19 protein-coding genes and 1 tRNA gene are annotated in these 16,647 nt (G+C 65.2%); 5 read left to right on the top strand and 15 right to left on the bottom strand.

The annotated features are described in order from the left end of the window. Positions 1-84: 84 nt before the first annotated feature. From V5A53_RS02155 to V5A53_RS02165, 3 genes are all read right to left on the bottom strand, one after another. Positions 85-711: a phosphoribosylanthranilate isomerase gene (locus V5A53_RS02155; protein ID WP_332311916.1), complete on the bottom strand. Its 627-nt coding sequence runs from the start codon at positions 709-711 to the stop codon at positions 85-87. Beyond that, entirely contained in the window at positions 708-1,709 is a 1,002-nt protein-coding gene (gene trpD / locus V5A53_RS02160; RefSeq protein WP_332311918.1) for an anthranilate phosphoribosyltransferase, read from the bottom strand. Before trpD ends, V5A53_RS02155 begins: the two co-directional genes overlap by 4 nt. A 117-nt stretch (positions 1,710-1,826) precedes the next feature. After that, positions 1,827-2,753, bottom strand: coding sequence for a hypothetical protein (locus V5A53_RS02165; protein WP_332311919.1), 927 nt, complete (start codon positions 2,751-2,753; stop codon positions 1,827-1,829). Between the two features lie 235 nt (positions 2,754-2,988). Between V5A53_RS02165 and V5A53_RS02170 the strand changes: the two genes are divergently transcribed. After that, positions 2,989-3,063, top strand: a tRNA-Val gene (locus V5A53_RS02170). Between the two features lie 175 nt (positions 3,064-3,238). Here V5A53_RS02170 and V5A53_RS02175 read toward each other — a convergent pair. The 5 genes from V5A53_RS02175 to V5A53_RS02195 form a co-directional block, all read right to left on the bottom strand. Beyond that, positions 3,239-4,243 carry a hypothetical protein gene (locus V5A53_RS02175; protein WP_332311920.1) on the bottom strand — a complete coding sequence of 335 codons (1,005 nt, stop codon included), beginning with the start codon at positions 4,241-4,243 and terminating at the stop codon, positions 3,239-3,241. Further along, the gene (locus V5A53_RS02180) at positions 4,240-5,475 is read right to left on the bottom strand and encodes a M20 family metallopeptidase (RefSeq protein WP_332311921.1); all 1,236 of its coding nucleotides are present in this window, start codon (positions 5,473-5,475) and stop codon (positions 4,240-4,242) included. The genes V5A53_RS02175 and V5A53_RS02180 overlap by 4 nt, the downstream gene beginning before the upstream one ends. After that, on the bottom strand, positions 5,472-6,080 hold the full coding sequence (locus V5A53_RS02185) for a flavin reductase (protein ID WP_332311922.1): 609 nt from the start codon (positions 6,078-6,080) through the stop codon (positions 5,472-5,474). Before V5A53_RS02185 ends, V5A53_RS02180 begins: the two co-directional genes overlap by 4 nt. A 126-nt stretch (positions 6,081-6,206) precedes the next feature. Beyond that, the gene (locus tag V5A53_RS02190) at positions 6,207-7,124 is read right to left on the bottom strand and encodes an SDR family NAD(P)-dependent oxidoreductase (protein ID WP_332311923.1); all 918 of its coding nucleotides are present in this window, start codon (positions 7,122-7,124) and stop codon (positions 6,207-6,209) included. A gap of 72 nt (positions 7,125-7,196) precedes the next feature. Beyond that, positions 7,197-7,505, bottom strand: coding sequence for a lycopene cyclase domain-containing protein (locus V5A53_RS02195; RefSeq protein WP_332311924.1), 309 nt, complete (start codon positions 7,503-7,505; stop codon positions 7,197-7,199). A 102-nt stretch (positions 7,506-7,607) separates the two neighbouring features. On the opposite strand from V5A53_RS02195, the gene V5A53_RS02200 reads away from it, so the two are divergent. Beyond that, positions 7,608-8,753 carry a CBS domain-containing protein gene (locus V5A53_RS02200; protein ID WP_332311925.1) on the top strand — a complete coding sequence of 382 codons (1,146 nt, stop codon included), beginning with the start codon at positions 7,608-7,610 and terminating at the stop codon, positions 8,751-8,753. 44 nt (positions 8,754-8,797) lie between these two features. Here V5A53_RS02200 and V5A53_RS02205 read toward each other — a convergent pair whose 3' ends face one another. The 6 genes from V5A53_RS02205 to V5A53_RS02230 all read right to left on the bottom strand — a co-directional run bounded on the left by V5A53_RS02205 (position 8,798) and on the right by V5A53_RS02230 (position 13,814). After that, positions 8,798-9,523: a hypothetical protein gene (locus tag V5A53_RS02205; protein WP_332311926.1), complete on the bottom strand. Its 726-nt coding sequence runs from the start codon at positions 9,521-9,523 to the stop codon at positions 8,798-8,800. Positions 9,524-9,590: 67 nt separating this feature from the next. Next, the gene (locus V5A53_RS02210; RefSeq protein ID WP_332311927.1) at positions 9,591-10,625 is read right to left on the bottom strand and encodes a dipeptide epimerase; all 1,035 of its coding nucleotides are present in this window, start codon (positions 10,623-10,625) and stop codon (positions 9,591-9,593) included. Then, positions 10,622-11,635, bottom strand: a complete 1,014-nt coding sequence (locus tag V5A53_RS02215; protein WP_332311928.1) for a DUF1611 domain-containing protein — start codon at positions 11,633-11,635, stop codon at positions 10,622-10,624. Before V5A53_RS02215 ends, V5A53_RS02210 begins: the two co-directional genes overlap by 4 nt. 58 nt (positions 11,636-11,693) lie before the next feature. Beyond that, positions 11,694-12,485 carry a methyltransferase domain-containing protein gene (locus V5A53_RS02220; protein WP_332311929.1) on the bottom strand — a complete coding sequence of 264 codons (792 nt, stop codon included), beginning with the start codon at positions 12,483-12,485 and terminating at the stop codon, positions 11,694-11,696. 78 nt (positions 12,486-12,563) lie between these two features. Further along, positions 12,564-13,442, bottom strand: coding sequence for a Vms1/Ankzf1 family peptidyl-tRNA hydrolase (locus tag V5A53_RS02225; RefSeq protein ID WP_332311930.1), 879 nt, complete (start codon positions 13,440-13,442; stop codon positions 12,564-12,566). A gap of 24 nt (positions 13,443-13,466) precedes the next feature. Then, entirely contained in the window at positions 13,467-13,814 is a 348-nt protein-coding gene (locus V5A53_RS02230) for a DUF5802 family protein (RefSeq protein WP_332311949.1), read from the bottom strand. Between the two features lie 237 nt (positions 13,815-14,051). Between V5A53_RS02230 and V5A53_RS02235 the strand changes: the two genes are divergently transcribed. After that, entirely contained in the window at positions 14,052-14,867 is an 816-nt protein-coding gene (locus V5A53_RS02235) for a hypothetical protein (protein WP_332311931.1), read from the top strand. 54 nt (positions 14,868-14,921) lie between these two features. After that, on the top strand, positions 14,922-15,593 hold the full coding sequence (locus V5A53_RS02240) for an ArsR/SmtB family transcription factor (RefSeq protein WP_332311932.1): 672 nt from the start codon (positions 14,922-14,924) through the stop codon (positions 15,591-15,593). Here the strand turns inward: V5A53_RS02240 and V5A53_RS02245 are convergent. After that, positions 15,590-16,093, bottom strand: coding sequence for a hypothetical protein (locus V5A53_RS02245; RefSeq protein WP_332311933.1), 504 nt, complete (start codon positions 16,091-16,093; stop codon positions 15,590-15,592). The two genes, V5A53_RS02240 and V5A53_RS02245, sit on opposite strands and share 4 nt — an antisense overlap. Before the next feature lie 83 nt (positions 16,094-16,176). Here V5A53_RS02245 and V5A53_RS02250 point away from each other — a divergent pair, with 83 nt between their 5' ends. Next, positions 16,177-16,443: a hypothetical protein gene (locus V5A53_RS02250; protein ID WP_332311934.1), complete on the top strand. Its 267-nt coding sequence runs from the start codon at positions 16,177-16,179 to the stop codon at positions 16,441-16,443. Positions 16,444-16,647: the final 204 nt, after the last annotated feature.

Below are 16,647 nucleotides of genomic sequence, written 5' to 3' on the forward strand. Positions count from 1 at the left end.
GTTCGGTCGATGCGTCCAGTTCCGCGACGGCCCGAACCACGGCCGGGCCGTCGTCGGCCAGTTCCACGAACGCCTCGCGGGAGATCACGGTCGTTCGCCTCCCGCACGTACGAACGCCGAGACGGCGTCTAGGTCCTTCCGGCCGGGGTCGGCTTCGACGCCGCTGGCAACGTCGACGGCGAACGGCTCGACCCGACGGACCGCCTCACCGACGTTCTCCGGGTTCAACCCACCCGCGAGAACGACCGGCGATTCCAACGAGTCGACCAGTTCGGCCGTCCGATCCCAGTCGTGTGTCTCGCCCGTGCCGCCCGCCCCCGACTCGTCCAGCGAATCGACGAGCAGGGCGTCGGCGACCGTATCGTACTGTGGCGCGTCGGCCGGCGAAACCGCCTTGATGACGTCGCCGTGGATCTTCGCCGAGAGGTAGGCGAGGTCACCGGGCGAGAGATCGCCGTGAACCTGTACGACGTCCGGTTGGACGCGCGAGGCCAGGTCGACGGTCGCCTCGGGGCGGTCGGCCATCGTGACCAGTACCGTCGTCACGAACGGCGGCGCGGCGCGAGCGAGTTCGACCGCGCGCGTGGCCGGGATTTCACGGGGCGTCTCGGTCGAAACGTCCGCGATGAATCCGACCGCGTCGGCGCCGGCCGTAACGACCATATCGAGGTCCTGGCGGGTGGTGATACCACAGATCTTCACCCGCGTCATGGCTCGAACTCACGGAGCGTTCGCAGTTGCTTCGCTGCGGCCCCGGAGTCGATAGATTCTCGGGCGGCGTCGACGCCCGCCTCCAGACTGTCGACCTCCCCCGAGACGTAAATCGCCGCGCCGGCGTTGGCGAGGATGATATCTCGCTTTGCGCCGTCGACCTCGCCGTCCAGAATGCCACGGAGGTCCGCGGCGTTCTCCTCGGGCGTCCCGCCGGCGACGTCCTCGAGTCGGTGTTGCTCGACGCCGAGGTCGGCGGGCGTGACGGTGTATTCGGTGACGGAATCGCCGTCGACCTCGGCGACCGTCGATTCGCCGTGGACGCCGATCTCGTCCAATCCGGAGCCGTGAACGACGAGCGCGCGCTCGACGGCCATATTCGAGAGCGCGTTCGCGAGGACGGGCACGAGGTCTGGGTCGTAGACGCCGACGACCTGTGCGTCCGCACCGGCGGGGTTCGTCAACGGGCCGAGCACGTTGAAGATGGTCCGCATCCCGAGTTCCTTTCGCGGACCGATAACCGCCTTCATCGCCGGGTGGAACACTGGCGCGAGCATGAAGCCCATGCCGATGTCCTCGATGCACCCCTCGACGGCCGAAGGTTCGGCGTCGATAGTGACACCCAATTTCTCCAGTACGTCCGCGCTCCCCGACGAGGACGACACCGAGTAGTTGCCGTGTTTGGCGACGGGGACGCCCGCGCCGGCGACGACGAACGAACTCGTCGTCGAGACGTTGATCGTGTCGTGGCCGTCGCCGCCGGTCCCACACGTATCGACCAGTGGCTGTCGGTCGGGGTCTATCGTTCGGGCGGCATCGCGCATCCCCTGTGCGAACCCCGCGATCTCGGCCTCAGTCTCGCCTTTCGCGCGAAGACCCGCCAACAGCGCGCCGATCTGTGCCTCAGTCGCGTCCTCGAAGACCAGCGATGCTGCCTCGCGCGCGTTCGCCTGTGTGAGATCGTCTCCGTCCGTAACTCGTCGAATGAAATCCTTCATGATGAACACCAATGTCCAATGATGCGTTGTAATGTACAAGTAAGTACACCTTTTTAAGCCTGTCGCTAGGGCTGACGCTGGGCGGGACGCGAAAACGAAAGCAGAAGCGCGAAACGGTTATTCGTCGTCGCCGGTCGGCGCGGGGAAGGCCGGGTACTCCGCGAACTGCGGGAGGCCGCGCGTGCCGGGCTGGCACTCCTCGCCGTCACAATCGACTTCGACGCCGACGCGCTTGTTCAGCGCCTCGACGTCCGTGTACGTATAGGCGCTACCGTCCTCCCAGTAGCGAACGCGGGGTTCGACCGCGTACTCCTTCTCTCCATCACTCACCGCAAAGCGGAGCTGATTGTCACCGTACTTCGGGTTCGCGCCGATAGCGACGACGCCTGACGTACCGGGGCCGTTGCCGGATTCGTTGAGCGTCACGTCGTAGAGGACGACGGCGAGGACGCCACCGTCGTTCTCACCGATGTACTGGACCTCTCGGTCGTAGGCGGGGTCGACCTCATCATCGCCCGTCACCGGGTCGTAACTCGGGTCGTTCGGATCCTGGACTTCACACTGGTTCGGCGTCGCGCCGAAGACGATGGCCGCGACGGCCTCCGGCGTCAGGATGTCGGTCGGCACGCCCGGCGGTTGAGCCTCTTCCGGCAGGTCGTCGAACCACGGCACCTGCCCGAACGGCACGTTCTCTTCGGCCTGGTCACCGACGTCCGTACAGACCTCCTCCGGGAACGGCTCGTCCGTTTCGTTTTCGAGGGGCGTGTCGCCGGTGTCGCCTTCCGTTTCGTCGAGGGAGGCCTCATCGTCGGACGGCGTCTCGACGACATCGTCGGCAGCACCGTCGTCGACGGAAACGTTCTCATCGTCGGTCGAAATCCCATCCTCATCGATCGAGACGTCGTCATCGCCGATGGAGATCCCGTCGTCGCCGATGGAGACGTCATCGTCATCGAGGGCCGCGGCAGGGGCGGCCGTGAAGCCGATGACCATCATCACGGCGAGGAAACAGGACATGGCTGCTCTCACGGTACTCGATTCCATTTCTGACTCGTTCTTGCTTGTTTCCCTGTATCACCCTTCTGCCCAGAATGCACGGGGATTTTTATATCGCCGTAGGATCGGACGCTCACACGGCGGAAATCGACGTTCAGGCCGCTTTCGACCGACAGTCATCGACGGGTTACGGTGACACGGGGAAGAATGACGGACGGCGGGCTATTCCGAAAGGTTCAATTACCTCACCGAGATATGAATGAGTGCAGGCAAGCACCAGCGTGGGTTCGTGGTCTAGGCTGGTTATGACACCTCCTTGACATGGAGGAGGCCGGCAGTTCAAATCTGCCCGAACCCACTCGATTTTACTCCCGTCTTCCTTGATATCCGGTAGCTTCGACCGAGCGTGCAGGGCCGTCTCCGGATACGGGACTGCCGTCGATGCTACCGACGGCAACGACCGCCGTGTCTCCCACGTTCGCTTACGGGGTGTGCAATCGTCGGAACGCACAGCCGATCCAGGCGCAGTGGTGCTACTCGGGGAGGGCGTCGGTCAGTAGTTCTCTGAGCGGTTCTTTGGCGGCGACCTCCTGGAGGTTCAGCGCCGCACAGTCGGTGAGCTGGTCGAGGAGGTCGATGCCGGCAGTCGTGTTCGTCGCGATGCCCGTCACGAGATCCGGCGGGCAGTCACACGCCTCCTCGAGTCCGACGACTGCGTAGGGGTCGGACGCACAGAGGACGGTGAAAGCGACCTGCTCGTCGAGCAGGTCGAGGGCGGCCATTCCGTTGTAGGGCTCGAGCGGGCTGGCCCCGATTTCGGCGATGATCACGTCGGCGTCCTGCAGGCTGTCGAGGATGGGCTTGATGGCGTCGCGGAAGGTCTCCTCCGGAAGAACCGTCGTCGGGAGTCCGGCGTCGACGAAATCGTAGATCGGCTCTGCACCAGCCACCCCTATCGACAACACGTCACCGTAGGTGCCGGCGCCGGTCAGTTTGCAGGCGGCCACGTCGTAGCCCTCCTCGACGAGCACGCGAGTGAGGACGCGGCCGCTCATGGTCTTGCCGGTGGACATGCTGGTTCCCAAAACGAGCACCACCGGCGTCTCCCAGTCGGTTGGTTCGGCCGTCAGCCCGTAGTCGTCCATCCGGACGACCTCGTCGTCGACGACGACGTGGCCCTCGTATTCGAGTTCGACCGGCGTCTGGCTGAACGGCGACGACGACGTGACGCGGCCGAGGACGCCGCCGCCGGTCATGACGCTCAGGTCACCGTCGTCTTCGACGGCCCGCCAGTCGCCGACCAGTTCACGGGTCGCACGACGCGACCCCAGCGCGCCGACGAGAGTCTCGCCTTCCATCAGCTTGACCCGGCGCCCACGCTGGTTTTCGATACTGACATCCGGGTCCGGTCGCTGGGTGACGCGGGCGAAGACGTAATCGCCCGTCGCCCAGCGGTCTCTGTGGCGTTTCTGGACCCGGTACGACCGCTCCTCGAGGTTCGCGATCCGTGTGACGGATGTATGCACGTCTGCATTCATTTGCGGGCGTCCTCCGAATCTCCGTCGTCGTGGTCATCGTCCAGTTCTTGCCGTGGCTCGGCCGGAAGCGGCTCGTCGAGCAGACACGCCGCCAGCAGGGCCACCCGGTCGACGAGTGCGTCCAGACGCACGTGCTCGTAGGTCTGGTGTGCGCCGTCGCCGACCGCGCCGAACCCGTCGATTGTCGGGGCGTGTTGGCTGGCGTCGTTGCCGTCGCTGGCCCCGCCCGACCGGGTGCCTTCGAGCGCGAGGTCGAGTCGCTGGCCGATCTCTCGGACGCGGTTCCACAGCAGTCGGTTGCCCGCCGTCAGTTCCATCGGCGGGCGCCCGAACCCGCCATCGATTGCCAGTTCGGTGCCCGGCGTCGTCGCTTCGAGGGAACGAATCCGTGATTCGACCGCCTCCGCCGCCGCCTCCGTCGGGGCACGAACGTCGACTTCGGCTCGTGCATCGGGGGCGACGACGTTCGAGCGAATGCCCGCCTCGACCTCGCCGACGTTTACCGTGATGCCGGACTCGACGTCGGTGAGCTCGTGAAGCCGATGGATGACCGAACTGAGTTCCTGGGTCGCGCTCGCGCCCTCCTCCGGTTCGAGACCGGCGTGTGCGGCCTTCCCCTCGATGTGAACGGTGAAGTGTCCGACCGCTTTCCGCGCGATCTTGATCTTCCCCTCGGGGCCGCTGGCGGGTTCGAGTACGAACACCCGGTTGGCCCGTTTGGCGAGGTCGGCGATTCGCCCCTTGGATTCGGGGCTCCCGATCTCTTCGTCGCTCGAGACCAGCACGTAGACCGGCACCGATGGGGTGAGGGACAAATCCTCGATGGCCCGAAGCGCGAACACGAGCTGGGTAAGCCCGCCCTTCATATCGAGCGACCCCGGCCCCCCGATGACCTCGCCGTCACTTTCCGGAGGGTTCTCCTCGGTCGTGCCCAGCGGCCAGACGGTATCGGCGTGTCCGATAACGAGCTGGATCTCGTCGGCCGAGTCCGCCCCGGGCGACCACGCCTCCAGTCGCCCGCCGGTCTCGTCGCCGGGGATGCGGTCGGTCCGGAGGCCGCCATCACGGAGGTCCTCGGCGAAGCGGTCGAAAAACCGGTCGAACGTCTCGGGGTTCTCGGTGGGCGTCTCGATTCCGACGAGGTCGAGCAGATGCTGTTCGACGTTCCGGCGGTTGGCCTGGACCCACTGTTGGATTCGCGACTCGGCGGATTCCTCTTTGCTGGCTGTCATCGTTGGAACCCTTCCGGGAACGGGAACGCGTGTGTCTCGCTCACCTCGGCGTACCGGTCCGGATACAGGTGCGCCAGAAGCGGCGCCTCCTCCAGCAGCGCCTCGGGTTCGGTGTCATCGCTCCGATAGGCGTCGGTGTGGACGTGCTTGCCGACGATCTCGCCCGTGACGAGTTCGGCCCCGTCGAACCCGTCGACGATGCGTTCGAGTTCACATTCGAGTATCCCGTAGGCCCCGACAACCGCGGGGTCGCCGACGATGTCCGCATCCACCGTATCGACCTCTGAAATCGTTGGTTTCGACCCCTCGGCGTCCCGGGGGGCCGCCGCCAGACTTGCATTGAGGAGATCGTCCGGACGGGGATAGCTGACCGTGAAGGTGCCGGTCCGTTCGGCGTTCTGGTAGGTTCCGTGTTCGGGCGTACAGACGAACCCGAAGTAGTCCGACCATCCGAGCGGCATGGCCATGTGCTTGGGAGCCAGGTTCTCAGAGCCGTCGGGGTCGCGCGTCCCAACGATCACCAGCGGCGCAACCGTATATAGCGTCTCGAAGAACGGTTGCTCCGCCGGTAATGTAACGAAATCCGAGTCATCCGAGAGAGTCATTTACCTGAATGCCGTGTTAGTATCTCACAGGACAAACCGATTTCGGTAAGCGTAAGACGGATCATCCGAGTAGTTGCCCCGACCGTCGTATCGGCTGAAATCGTCTGGAGTCGGAACCGAGACGGGTCATCGATACGCCACCAGCGGCTCCTCGATACCCAGCAGGTCGGCGCTTCGTTCCCAGAGTTCGCACATGGCGTCCTCGTCACGCGCCGCGGGCGCGGCCCGCCGCTGTCGACAGCGCGCGAAGTAGCTGCCCGTCACGTCGGCTACCCCCGCCGAGGTACCGAGATAGACCATCGTTGCGGCGCCGTCCTTGGGCGTGTCACCGACGGGAAGCGTCTTCAGGAAGTCGGTCACGCCTCGCGTGGGGGCGACGAAACTCCGTGAGAACTCGCTTCCGGGGATGAGTCCGGGGTGGAAGGAATTCGAGGTGACGTCGCTGCCGGAGGCCTCCAGACGCCGGGCGAGTTCGTTGGCGAACTGGATATTGGCGAGTTTCGACCGGCAGTAGGCGGCCCACGGCGAGAAGCCGGTCAGTTCGGCGACGCGGTCGATGTTCAGGGTCGCCCCCCGATGGCCGATAGAGGCCGTCGTCACCACGCGGGCGTCCTCGGCGAGCGTATCGAGCAGGCCCGTCGTGAGTTGGTACGGCGAGAGGTGATTGACGTGGAAGGTCATCTCGACGCCGAGGTCGGTCGTACCGGCGTCCCGAAAGAGCCCGCCAGCGTTGTTACAGAGGATATCGAGTTCGTCGACCGAGGTTCTGACGTTCTCGACGAGGCCGTCGACGGCGTCGACGTCGGCGAAGTCCGCGGCCATGAACTCGGCGCTGCTGCCCGACGCCTCGATCTCCGCGACGACGTCCCGGCCGGCTTGCTCGCGGCGTCCATGTGCGATGACGTGGGCCCCGAGTCGGCCGAACGCGAGGGCCGCCTCCCGACCCAGGCCGCTCGTCGAGCCCGTCACGAGAACCGTCCTGCCGGAGAGGTCCGTGTCCGCAAGACCCGCCTTTTCTTCCGGCTCCGTTTCGTTCTGTAGCATCTCGAACAGGGATTGTGGATACCGACCCATGTTTGCACCGGTCTATCAGGGCCACACGCCCCGTCTCGCCGACTACTCGTCGAACAGGTCCGCCAGCAGTTCATACGTGCCGACGACCATCGACGGGACGACGAACATGAAGAGGTGCTCTTCGAGTGGCACGTCAGCGATCTCGACGCCGGTTCGCAACGGGATATCGAAGACGCCCACTTCGAGCGTATATCTGTCCCACGCGTACGCGAAGGGATAGAGCACCAGGCAGGCCCGGAGTGCGGCCTTCGTCGAACCGGTCTTTCGGAGTAAAGCGGCAGCGACGGTGCCCCACAGGAGTTCGGTGACCAGATACGTATAGCGGCCGAAGATCGTGATATCGGGTCGCATAGGAGGGGTATCGGACCCACACCTAATAGACCGCAGGGGTGGGCGGACCGGTCGGTCGGGGAGTACTTTGAAGAGCCACCGAGGCGAAGTCCGACGGGAGAGATGAATATTGCAGATATCGCCACCGACGAGTATATTCAGGTGGACGTCGACGACCGTCTCGGCAAGATCCGCTCGGTCTTCGAGCGCGAGCGGTCGAAGGGTATTATCGTGACTGACGACGGCGACTATGAAGGAATCATTACCGAGCGCCAACTCCTCCAATCCCACATCGAGGACAACGCCAAGGCCAACGTGATAGTCCGGCGTAACATCCCACGCGTCGAGCGGGACGATGGCGTCCGGGACGTCGCGCGGATGCTCGTCGAGGGCAACACGAAGGTCGCGCCCGTCTTCGAGGGCGGCGAGCTGTGGGGTATCGTCACCGAGGACGCCATCTTGGAGGCCGTCCTCGACAACTTGGAGGTCCTGACCGTCGGGCAAGTGTACACCCAGGAGGTCGTGACCCTCGCCGAGGACGACAACCTCGGCAAGGCCATCAACCACCTCCGCGAGCACGGCATCTCCCGGCTCCCGGTCGTCAACGAGAACGGGAAGCTGACAGGGATGGTCACGACCCACGACATCGCTGACTTCGCGGTTCGTACGATGGAGCGACAGCAAAAGGGCGACCGCTCGGGTGACACCGACCGGATGCTCGATCTGCCGGTCTACGACCTGATGAACAGCCCCGTCGAGACGATCACCCAGGATGCGACCGCCCGCGAGGCCGTCGAACGGATGTTGGAGAACGACTACGCCGGCCTCGTGGTGACCCCCGAAGGCGATGGTGACACCATCGCCGGCATCGTCACGAAGACGGACGTGCTGCGGGCGCTCACCTACACAGAAAAGGAGAGCATGGACGTCCAGATCACCAACATCAATCTGCTGGACACCATCTCGCGACAGGACATCACCGACGCCATCACCGAGGTGACCGACAAGTATCAGGACATGCAGGTCCAGCACGCCCACGTCCGCTTCCACGAGCACAAGGAGCGACTCCGCGGGACGCCGCTCATCCAGTGTCAGATCCGCCTTCGGACCAACCGCGGACAGGCCCCCGGGACGGGCGAAGGCTACGGCGCCGAGACCGCCTTCCACGTCGCCCTCGACAAGCTCGAACGGAACGTCCTCGAACTCAAGGGCACCCGCGCCGACGAGGAATACGAGGGCCAACTCCTCCGCAAGTTGGGCGAACTCTAAGCTTCGGAACCGAGACAGAGCCTCCGCGTTTCTTTTTCGCTGGGCTACTCGTCGCCACGGTGTTTCGCCAACGCCTCTTCGATGCTCAACTCGCCGGTAGCGACCTTCCGGGCCAGCCGCTCGCTGATGGTACGTTCGGCCTCGCTTTCGCGGCGCGAGCGGTCCTTGATACGCTGGATCTCGCCGGGCGTCGGCTCGATGTCCCGCTCCTGTACGACCTCTCCCTCCAGCCGTGCGATGTTGACCGCCGCGAGCACGTCACCCATCCCGCGTGCGCCGGTGCCGAGATACGGCGTCGTCCCGGTTTCGTCGACCAGTTCGACGGGGGCGTCCTCGATGGCCTCGATGATCTTGGCGCCCGCCAGGCGCGCGCCGTCGCCGATGCGAACCAGCGGGTCCGCCGCCTCCTCGATCTCCCGGGCGACGATCTCGGCAGTCTCGTCGGCCGGCACCTGAAACGCGGCGACGACCGTCTCGCCCGAGAGGACGGCGATTCCGGGTCTATCGCCGGGGTCGATGCCGACGACCGTGCGGCCGTCCGACCCTCGAAGGATGGCAAGGGCCTCGTCGACGGCCCGGCGTGGGTTCTCCGGGTCGGCCCGAACCGTATCGATGTTCGGGTGTTCGTCTTCGGGCCCGACGATGGCGACACGGACGGCCTCCGGCACGGGGTCGCCGGGTTCGATAGTGGTAAACCGGACGCCACGGTCGCGGAGCTCGTCGACCACGCCGTGATAGACCTCGAAGTTCTCCGTCGCGACGACGATCACTACCGGCGGTTCGGACGACGCGTGCTTAAAAACGACGGCAGGAGGACACCGCCTCGCCGAACCCTCCCTATCGCGGGAGAGCGCCGGTTCCAGCGTCGACAGCACCGAGGTCGAACCGACCCTGTGAGATCGGAACGCCGCCGTAGGGGTCGGCCTCGAGCAGGAGCGACCCGTCGAGGTCGGCGTAATCCAGCAGCGGAAGCAGGTGGGCACCGCCGGCGATGGCGGCGTTCGTCTCCAGCATACAACCGCACATGACCTCCAGCCCGTGGGCGCGGGCGGTCCGAATCAGATCGAGGGCGGGCGTGATACCGCCGGTCTTCATGAGTTTCAGGTTCGCGATGTCACAGCGGTCGGCGATGGTGGGGATGTCCGTGGCGGTCAGACAGGATTCGTCGGCCGCGATGGGGAGTGGCGACCGCTCGTAGACGAACCGCAGTCCCTCGGGGTTCTCGGCGGGGACGGGCTGTTCGACGAATTCCACGTCGTAATCGGCCAGTTCCCGGCATTTACGGACCGCCTCCTTCGGCGTCCACGCCTCGTTGGCGTCGACTCGGATATCGACGTCGGGAGCGACGGCCCGAATCGCCTCGATGATACGCAGGTCGCGGTCGGTGCCGAGTTTCACTTTCAGGACCGGATAGCCAGCCCGAGCCGCCTCCCGGGCGCGACGCTTCATCGCCGCCGTCTCGTCGATACCGACCGTAAAGGAGGTCGGCGGGCGGGACTCGGGGTCATCGCCGAGGCCCAGCAGTCGGTACACGGGTTGGTCGAGGAGTTTTCCAGCGAGGTCCCACAGCGCGATATCGACCGCCGCGCGCGCGGCAGGGTTGTCACGGGCGACCGACAACATCTCCTCGTGGATCGCCCGTCGCGCGTGCGGTGATTCCGCGTTTTCGACGACCGCCACGAGTTCGGGCAACAGCGCCTCGACGGTACCGGTCGTCTCGCCGTAATGACGGGACGGTGCAGCCGCACCATAGCCCGTCTCGCCGTCGTGGTCGATAGTGACGACGACGTTCTCGGTCGTGGTCGTCGTCCCGCGGGAGATCGTAAACGGCACGTCAAGGGTCAGTTCGACGGTCTCGAAATGAGCGTTCATTCTAGCTGGTCGATGAGCGTCGCGGCCTCGTTTCGGACCGGATCGATCGCGGGCGCGCCGATGGACTCCTCGTAGTCGGCCAGCGCTTCGCCGGCCTCGGCCTCGGTGAGGTGCGATGTGTTCAGTGTGCCGCCGAGGAGTTCGGTCGGCGCGACGTTCTCCGCGAGGTCCAGATAGAGGTCGACCACCTCGCCCGGGTCGGGAATCGCGAAGTCTTCGTAGCCGTGAATCGCCTCGCGGCCGGCCTCGTGGCAGAGGACGATGTGGTCGGGCATCGCCCCGTGGAGGATGCCGCAGGTAACTGCCGAGTAGGCAGGGTGGATTATCGAGCCCTGGCCCTCGACGAAGAGGTAGTCGTGTTCGTCGGCCTTCTCGACGAGCATCCGTTCGACGGCGCCGTTGGTGAAGTCGCTGATGGTGCGGTCGATAGGGATGCCCCAGTCGGCGATCATGATACCGGTCTGGCCGGTCGGGATGAATCCGGCATCGAGACCGGCCTCGCGGGCGGCCTCGACGAGTTCCAGTGTCGCCGTCATCTTGCCGGTCGAGCAGTCGGTGCCGACCGTCAGGACGATCTCCGCATCGAGGTCGCGGGCGACGCCGTCGGCGACCGTCAGGTCCTCGGGCGGTTTGCGGACGTCGCGCAACTCGACGCCGTTCTCGTCAGCGAGGCGGGCGAACTCCTCGTCGTCTTCGAGGAAGTAGTGCAGCCCCGAGATAACGTCGGCGCCACGTTCGATGGCCTCGGTGACGTCCGACCGCCACGACTCGTCGAAACCGCCGCCGATGGGTGCGATGCCGATGACCAGCGCGTCGAAGTCCGGTGCCTCGTGAACACCCTCCACGACGGGGGCCTCGGAGTCGATATCGGGGATGTGGTCGCCGACGGTCGTGCCGGCGTTTTCTCGGTCGAGGACGGCGACGACGTCCTGCTTGCCGTATCGGAGGACGCCGACGGCCGTCTTCGCCCGGTCCGGGAACTGCTCGTGAGCGAGAATCGCGATGCGCATACGCGGACCGAAGCGGTCCGGGGGCATAAACGCATTCAGTCCGGGCGGGTCGCCGATTTCACTTCCCGCTTTTCTGAACCACGTAGAGGAACTGTGTGAGATTGAAAAAGAGGCCACCATTTTCGTCGAGTTGCTGGAGGTCCATGACCCACGCGTCCGCCACCGACGGGTCGATGAGGTCGCGGTCGACGACGTAGTCTCGGATGGCTTCCATCAGGTGATAGCTGAACGTATCCTCGTCGAGTCGCGTGTTGCAGATCGAGTTCGGCTCGATTAGTTCGACCGTCAATCCGGCCTCCCGGAGGCGTGGACCGAGTCGGGAGCCGAGATGTGGCCTCGGACAATGACTGTCGAAGGCGTCGAGCACGCGTTCCATCCGCTCACGGTCGGTCGAACGCCAGACGAGCGAGTCGAAATCGGTATCGTAGACCACTGCCCGACCGCCGGAGCGGAGCACGCGATAGAGTTCGTCGAGCGCCGCGTCGAGTTCCTCGACGTACTCGTATATCTGGACGGCGGTGACGGCGTCGACCGATTCATCGGCGATGGGAAGGTCGGTCGCGTCCGCGTTCGTCAGCGTGACCTGTGGCACGTCACCACACCGACGCTCCGCGAGCGCGAGCATAGCCTCGCTTCGGTCGATGGCGTGAACGTGGCCCTCGGGCCCAACAGCCTCGGCGAGTTCGGCTGGTTCGAATCCCGGGCCACATCCCAGGGAAAGTACGTCTTCGCCCGCCTGAAGGCCGAGTCGCTCCCTGACGAGACGGCGACGGGCTACCATCGACGGCGTCCGATAGTTGGCTTCCTCCTGTTTGGCTTCTTTTTCCGTGTATTCGAGCGAATCGCTCATGGGTTCGGTCGTCTCGTGTCTCCGTTCCCAGCAATAAATCGTTACTCCCGAACCGGTAGAGGCCGGTGTAACCACCCATTAAAGCCCGTACACGGCTACCGACCAGAAGTCCTCGTAGGCGTCTTCGAGGGCGGATTCGGGCTTGCCGGTGGCATCGACGGCCGCCGTTGCATCGGCCTCGAACTCGTCGATGAGTCGTCGGTCCCCGACGACGAAGGTGCGGTCGGCGTCCACGTCGGCCAGCGCCGTCTGACTCTTCTCGACGTGTTCGGCGATCTGGTCGTCGCGGATGCGCTCGAAGCGGGACTGGGAGAAGCCACCCTTCGAGTGGTCGCTTTTCACGTTGCTACTGAAGCCCTCGTAGTCGACGCGGTCGCCGTCCTCGTAGAGGCCGACGGCGAAGACGTCCGAGCGGACCAAAGCGAGCGCGTAGCGGCCGCTCGGTTGGAACCACGAGCGGTCGATACGCGGTGCCGCCTCCCACGTCACGAACGGCTCGGGGGCGATGGGCGGCCGAAGGGCGACCGCCAGCAGGCCGGCGTCGTCCGCACAGACGAGACAGGGTTCGGCTCGGGAGACCAGCGGCGCGTGGTCGCCGAGCAGTTCCCGGACCGCATCCGGGATATCACCGTCAACGTAGGCCGTCAGGACGCTCTCGGGGTCGCCCCGAAAGGACTCCAGCCGCGAAAGGACCGTCTCGAGGCGGTTACCACGAACCGACGCTCGATGCCGAAAGCCGACGGCGGCCTCTTCGGTGTCGGCCTCGACGCGGCCTTCGAGGTCGGCGATGCGGTCTTCGAGGCGGTTGACGCGCTCTTCGGCCTCCTGTCTGGCGCTGACGGCGGTCGCGCGGCGCTCGCTTTCGGCCTCCAGTTGGGCCTGCAGGCTGTCGACCTCGTCTTCGAGTTCCGCGATTTCTTCTTTCAGTTTCGTCCGACCGAGGAGGTCGTCGAGCATCGCCGGACCGACGGCACCCGTCGCCTAAAAGCCCGCGGGACCGTCGCCGTCCGCCGGGTCGATGCCGAGCAGTTGGGTGGCGCGGTCGGCTTTCGCCAGCAGGACCTCACGGAGCGTGGGCGGGTTGTCTACGCCGGTCGCTTCCAGCACCGACTCGGGGAGGCCGACGGTTCGACCGGGGACGTCATCGGCCCCGTGGACAGGGACGTGCGCCGACCCGATCTTCATGACGAGCGGCCCGTCGCCCTGCCCGTCGTAGAGCTGTTGGTTGACCTGCTCGTGTTCCGCACGATGCATGACCGCACGGTCGCCCTCGTAGGGCTCGACGTAGAGCCGCCCGAGGTAGTAGCCGCTTGAGAACGGTTCGAACATTGCCGCTATGTCCATGTCATCGGTTACCACACATAAGCGTTGTGCGGAAGCGCTTATGCTGTCGAGCAAACAGCGAACTCCCGTTCAGGCCCGTTGGCACGATGTCATCCGCCATCGATAACGCGTTTTAACAGATGCATAAACGCTATTGGACAGTATAGAGTAGTTTCAGAGGATCGGTGAACGATTAGAACAGAGGGTGGGTTTTTACGAGGAGCGTGCCGTAGGGGGCAGGTAATGAGAACTGATGCTGTCGCGGCGGGCCTTCTCGTGGCCCTTGCCGTCATCGCGGTCGCCATGATGGGGGGCGCCGTCGCTGATACCCACGACACCGAAACCGAGGCGAACGCCGCCGACGGAAACGCCTCGGTCGGCGCGGAGGTGTCCTCGTTCATGCAGGCCAGCACCGCCGAGGCCGAAGGCGAGGTCGACGACGGGATGTTCCAAGCGTCGTTGAGACGGACGGATGACCCCGAAGAACGCCGTCGAATCGTCGAGAACCGGACCCAGCGCCTCGAAGAGCGCCAACAGCGCCTCGAAGAGCGGCGGGCGAGCATCGAAAGCGACGGCACCGTGCGTGACCGCGCTCTCGCCGTCGGCGTTACCGTCGGCGCCAACCAGCTAGAAGAGTCCGCCAACGAGACCGAACCGATCGCCGAGCGTGTCGGTGTCGATACGGAGCGACTGCACGAACTCCGGACGAACGCACGGAACCTCTCGGGTGGCGAAGTCGCGGAACTCGCTCGCGGCCTCGCCGGCCCGCCCGCCGACCGGCCGAAAGCGGGCGGCCCACCGACCGTATCGCCGGACGTGAACGTCAGCAACGACCGGGTCGGTGACCCGGGAAACGCGACTGACGCCCGGCCGGGGAACCGAACCGGTGGCGCGTCCAGCAGACCAGACGATGCCCGTGGGGGCCCCTCGGAGAACGCCAGCGACCGCAACGATTCCGGAAACGCTGACGACGCGGACGGTCGCACCAACGGCGAGGGGGCAACCGACGGCAACGACGGGTCGGAAGACGAGAGTGAAGCCGCCGATACCGCGGAGTAATCGCCCGGCCGATTCGCGTCACGCTTTTTCGTACGCGTCCCCAAGAGTCAGTTAATGGATTCGGCGGCCCTCTTGGATTTGTTGGGCAACGAGAACCGCAGGCGCATCCTGCGGCTGCTCGCTCGGAAGCCCTGCTACGTGACCGAAATCAGCGAATACCTCGGTGTGAGCCCCAAGGCCGTCATCGACCATCTGCGGAAGCTCGAAGAGGCGGGCCTCGTCGAATCGACCGTCGACGACGGCCGCCGCAAGTACTTCTCTATCGCACGCAACCTCCGTCTGGAGGTCAACGTCTCCCCCTACGACTTCGGGACGAAAAGCGCGTATTCCGCCTCCTCGAGCCTCGATATCACCTCGTGGCGCCACGTCTCCCTGCACACTGACCGCGCCGACGACCTGATGGACGTCGACACCGCCGACAGGGGCCTCTCGGAGTTGGCGGCGGACCTCGAATACCTCGAACGCCTCGAAAACGAGCTATCGATGGCCCAGCGGTGGGTACAGGGCCGACTCACCGAGACACTCGACCAGATCAGCGCCCACTTCGAAGGGTTGGACGGTCGCTTTTATGCCGACCTGTTGCGCGGGCTTGCGACCGGCCCGGCGACCCCCGAGGAGTTGAGCCGCCACGTCGAGGCGCCGCCGGACGTAGTCGCCGACGCGCTGGAGGGGCTGGCCGCCCACGGCGTCGTCGAAGAGGACGGCGACACGTGGCGGTTAGCCTAGGCCTGCTCGACGTCTCTCGTCAGTCCGTGCCGCAGGTCACGGCCGAAGTAGTTGCCGATAGCACCGACGGCACCGCCGAGGAGGGCCCCGAGCGCCGTCAACGGCAGGCCGAAACCGCCTAAGAAGGCGACGACGGCGAGGTCGAGGAGGGCACTGCCGGCCATCGCGATGGCGGCCGCGAGGATCGCCTCGGCATAGCGGCTCTCGGAGACGACGAGGCCGAACACGAACATGGCGAGGAACACACCGAGCAGACCGCTTCCCGGGATTGGGAGGAACGCGCTTCCGACGAAGACCCCGAAGGCCGATAGCAACAGGGCGGCGACGAACAGTCGCGGCGAAAAGAGGGATTTCGCCCGCGAACCGACGCGACCGCGGATGCCGGACGGCTGTGTTTCGGCCGACGACTCGGCGTCGGAGTCCTCGTCGAGGCCGATGTCGATGTCGCTCTCGACATCGCTCCCGGAGCGGTCCCTCGTCCGAGTCCGGTCACGGCTCATATCGGAGCATGGGCCGCCACGGGCATCGGTCTTTCCCACGTCGTGGCGGACAGATATACCCGGCTCAGGTACGTAGTAGTAATGTGAACCGCACGTATCGGTGTCTCAACTGTACTGAACATACAGTCTCGCGACCGTTCGACACCTCGCACCTCTCGAAGCACTGTCCCGTCTGTGACTCGTTCGAGCGACTGGTCAACGATACCGTCTTCGAGCAGTTCCGGACCTTCGAGGAGTCGCCGCCAGAGTCGCTTTCATGGTCGAAACTCGAACGTCAGGAGAAACTCCTCATCAGCGAACAGGTCACCCGGAAGGACCGTTCGGTCGAGGATTTCGCCGTCGAGACGTGAAATAGGACGCGGCTCCGTCTTCGCCAGCGAGCTCGGTCAGCCGGTCGCTACCGCATTCGTCACACCGCGACGGCGCGTCGGGGCGAGCATACGCCATCTCACACCGATCACAGACGAAGAACCGCAAGCCGAGCATACCTGCCGTATAGGCTGCCGTGTATAAATACGCAGCCGCCGACTCTGCCGTTCCCGCGAAGCCCTAGC

This window comes from Natronomonas sp. (assembly GCF_036625485.1).
GTDB lineage: Archaea > Halobacteriota > Halobacteria > Halobacteriales > Haloarculaceae > Natronomonas.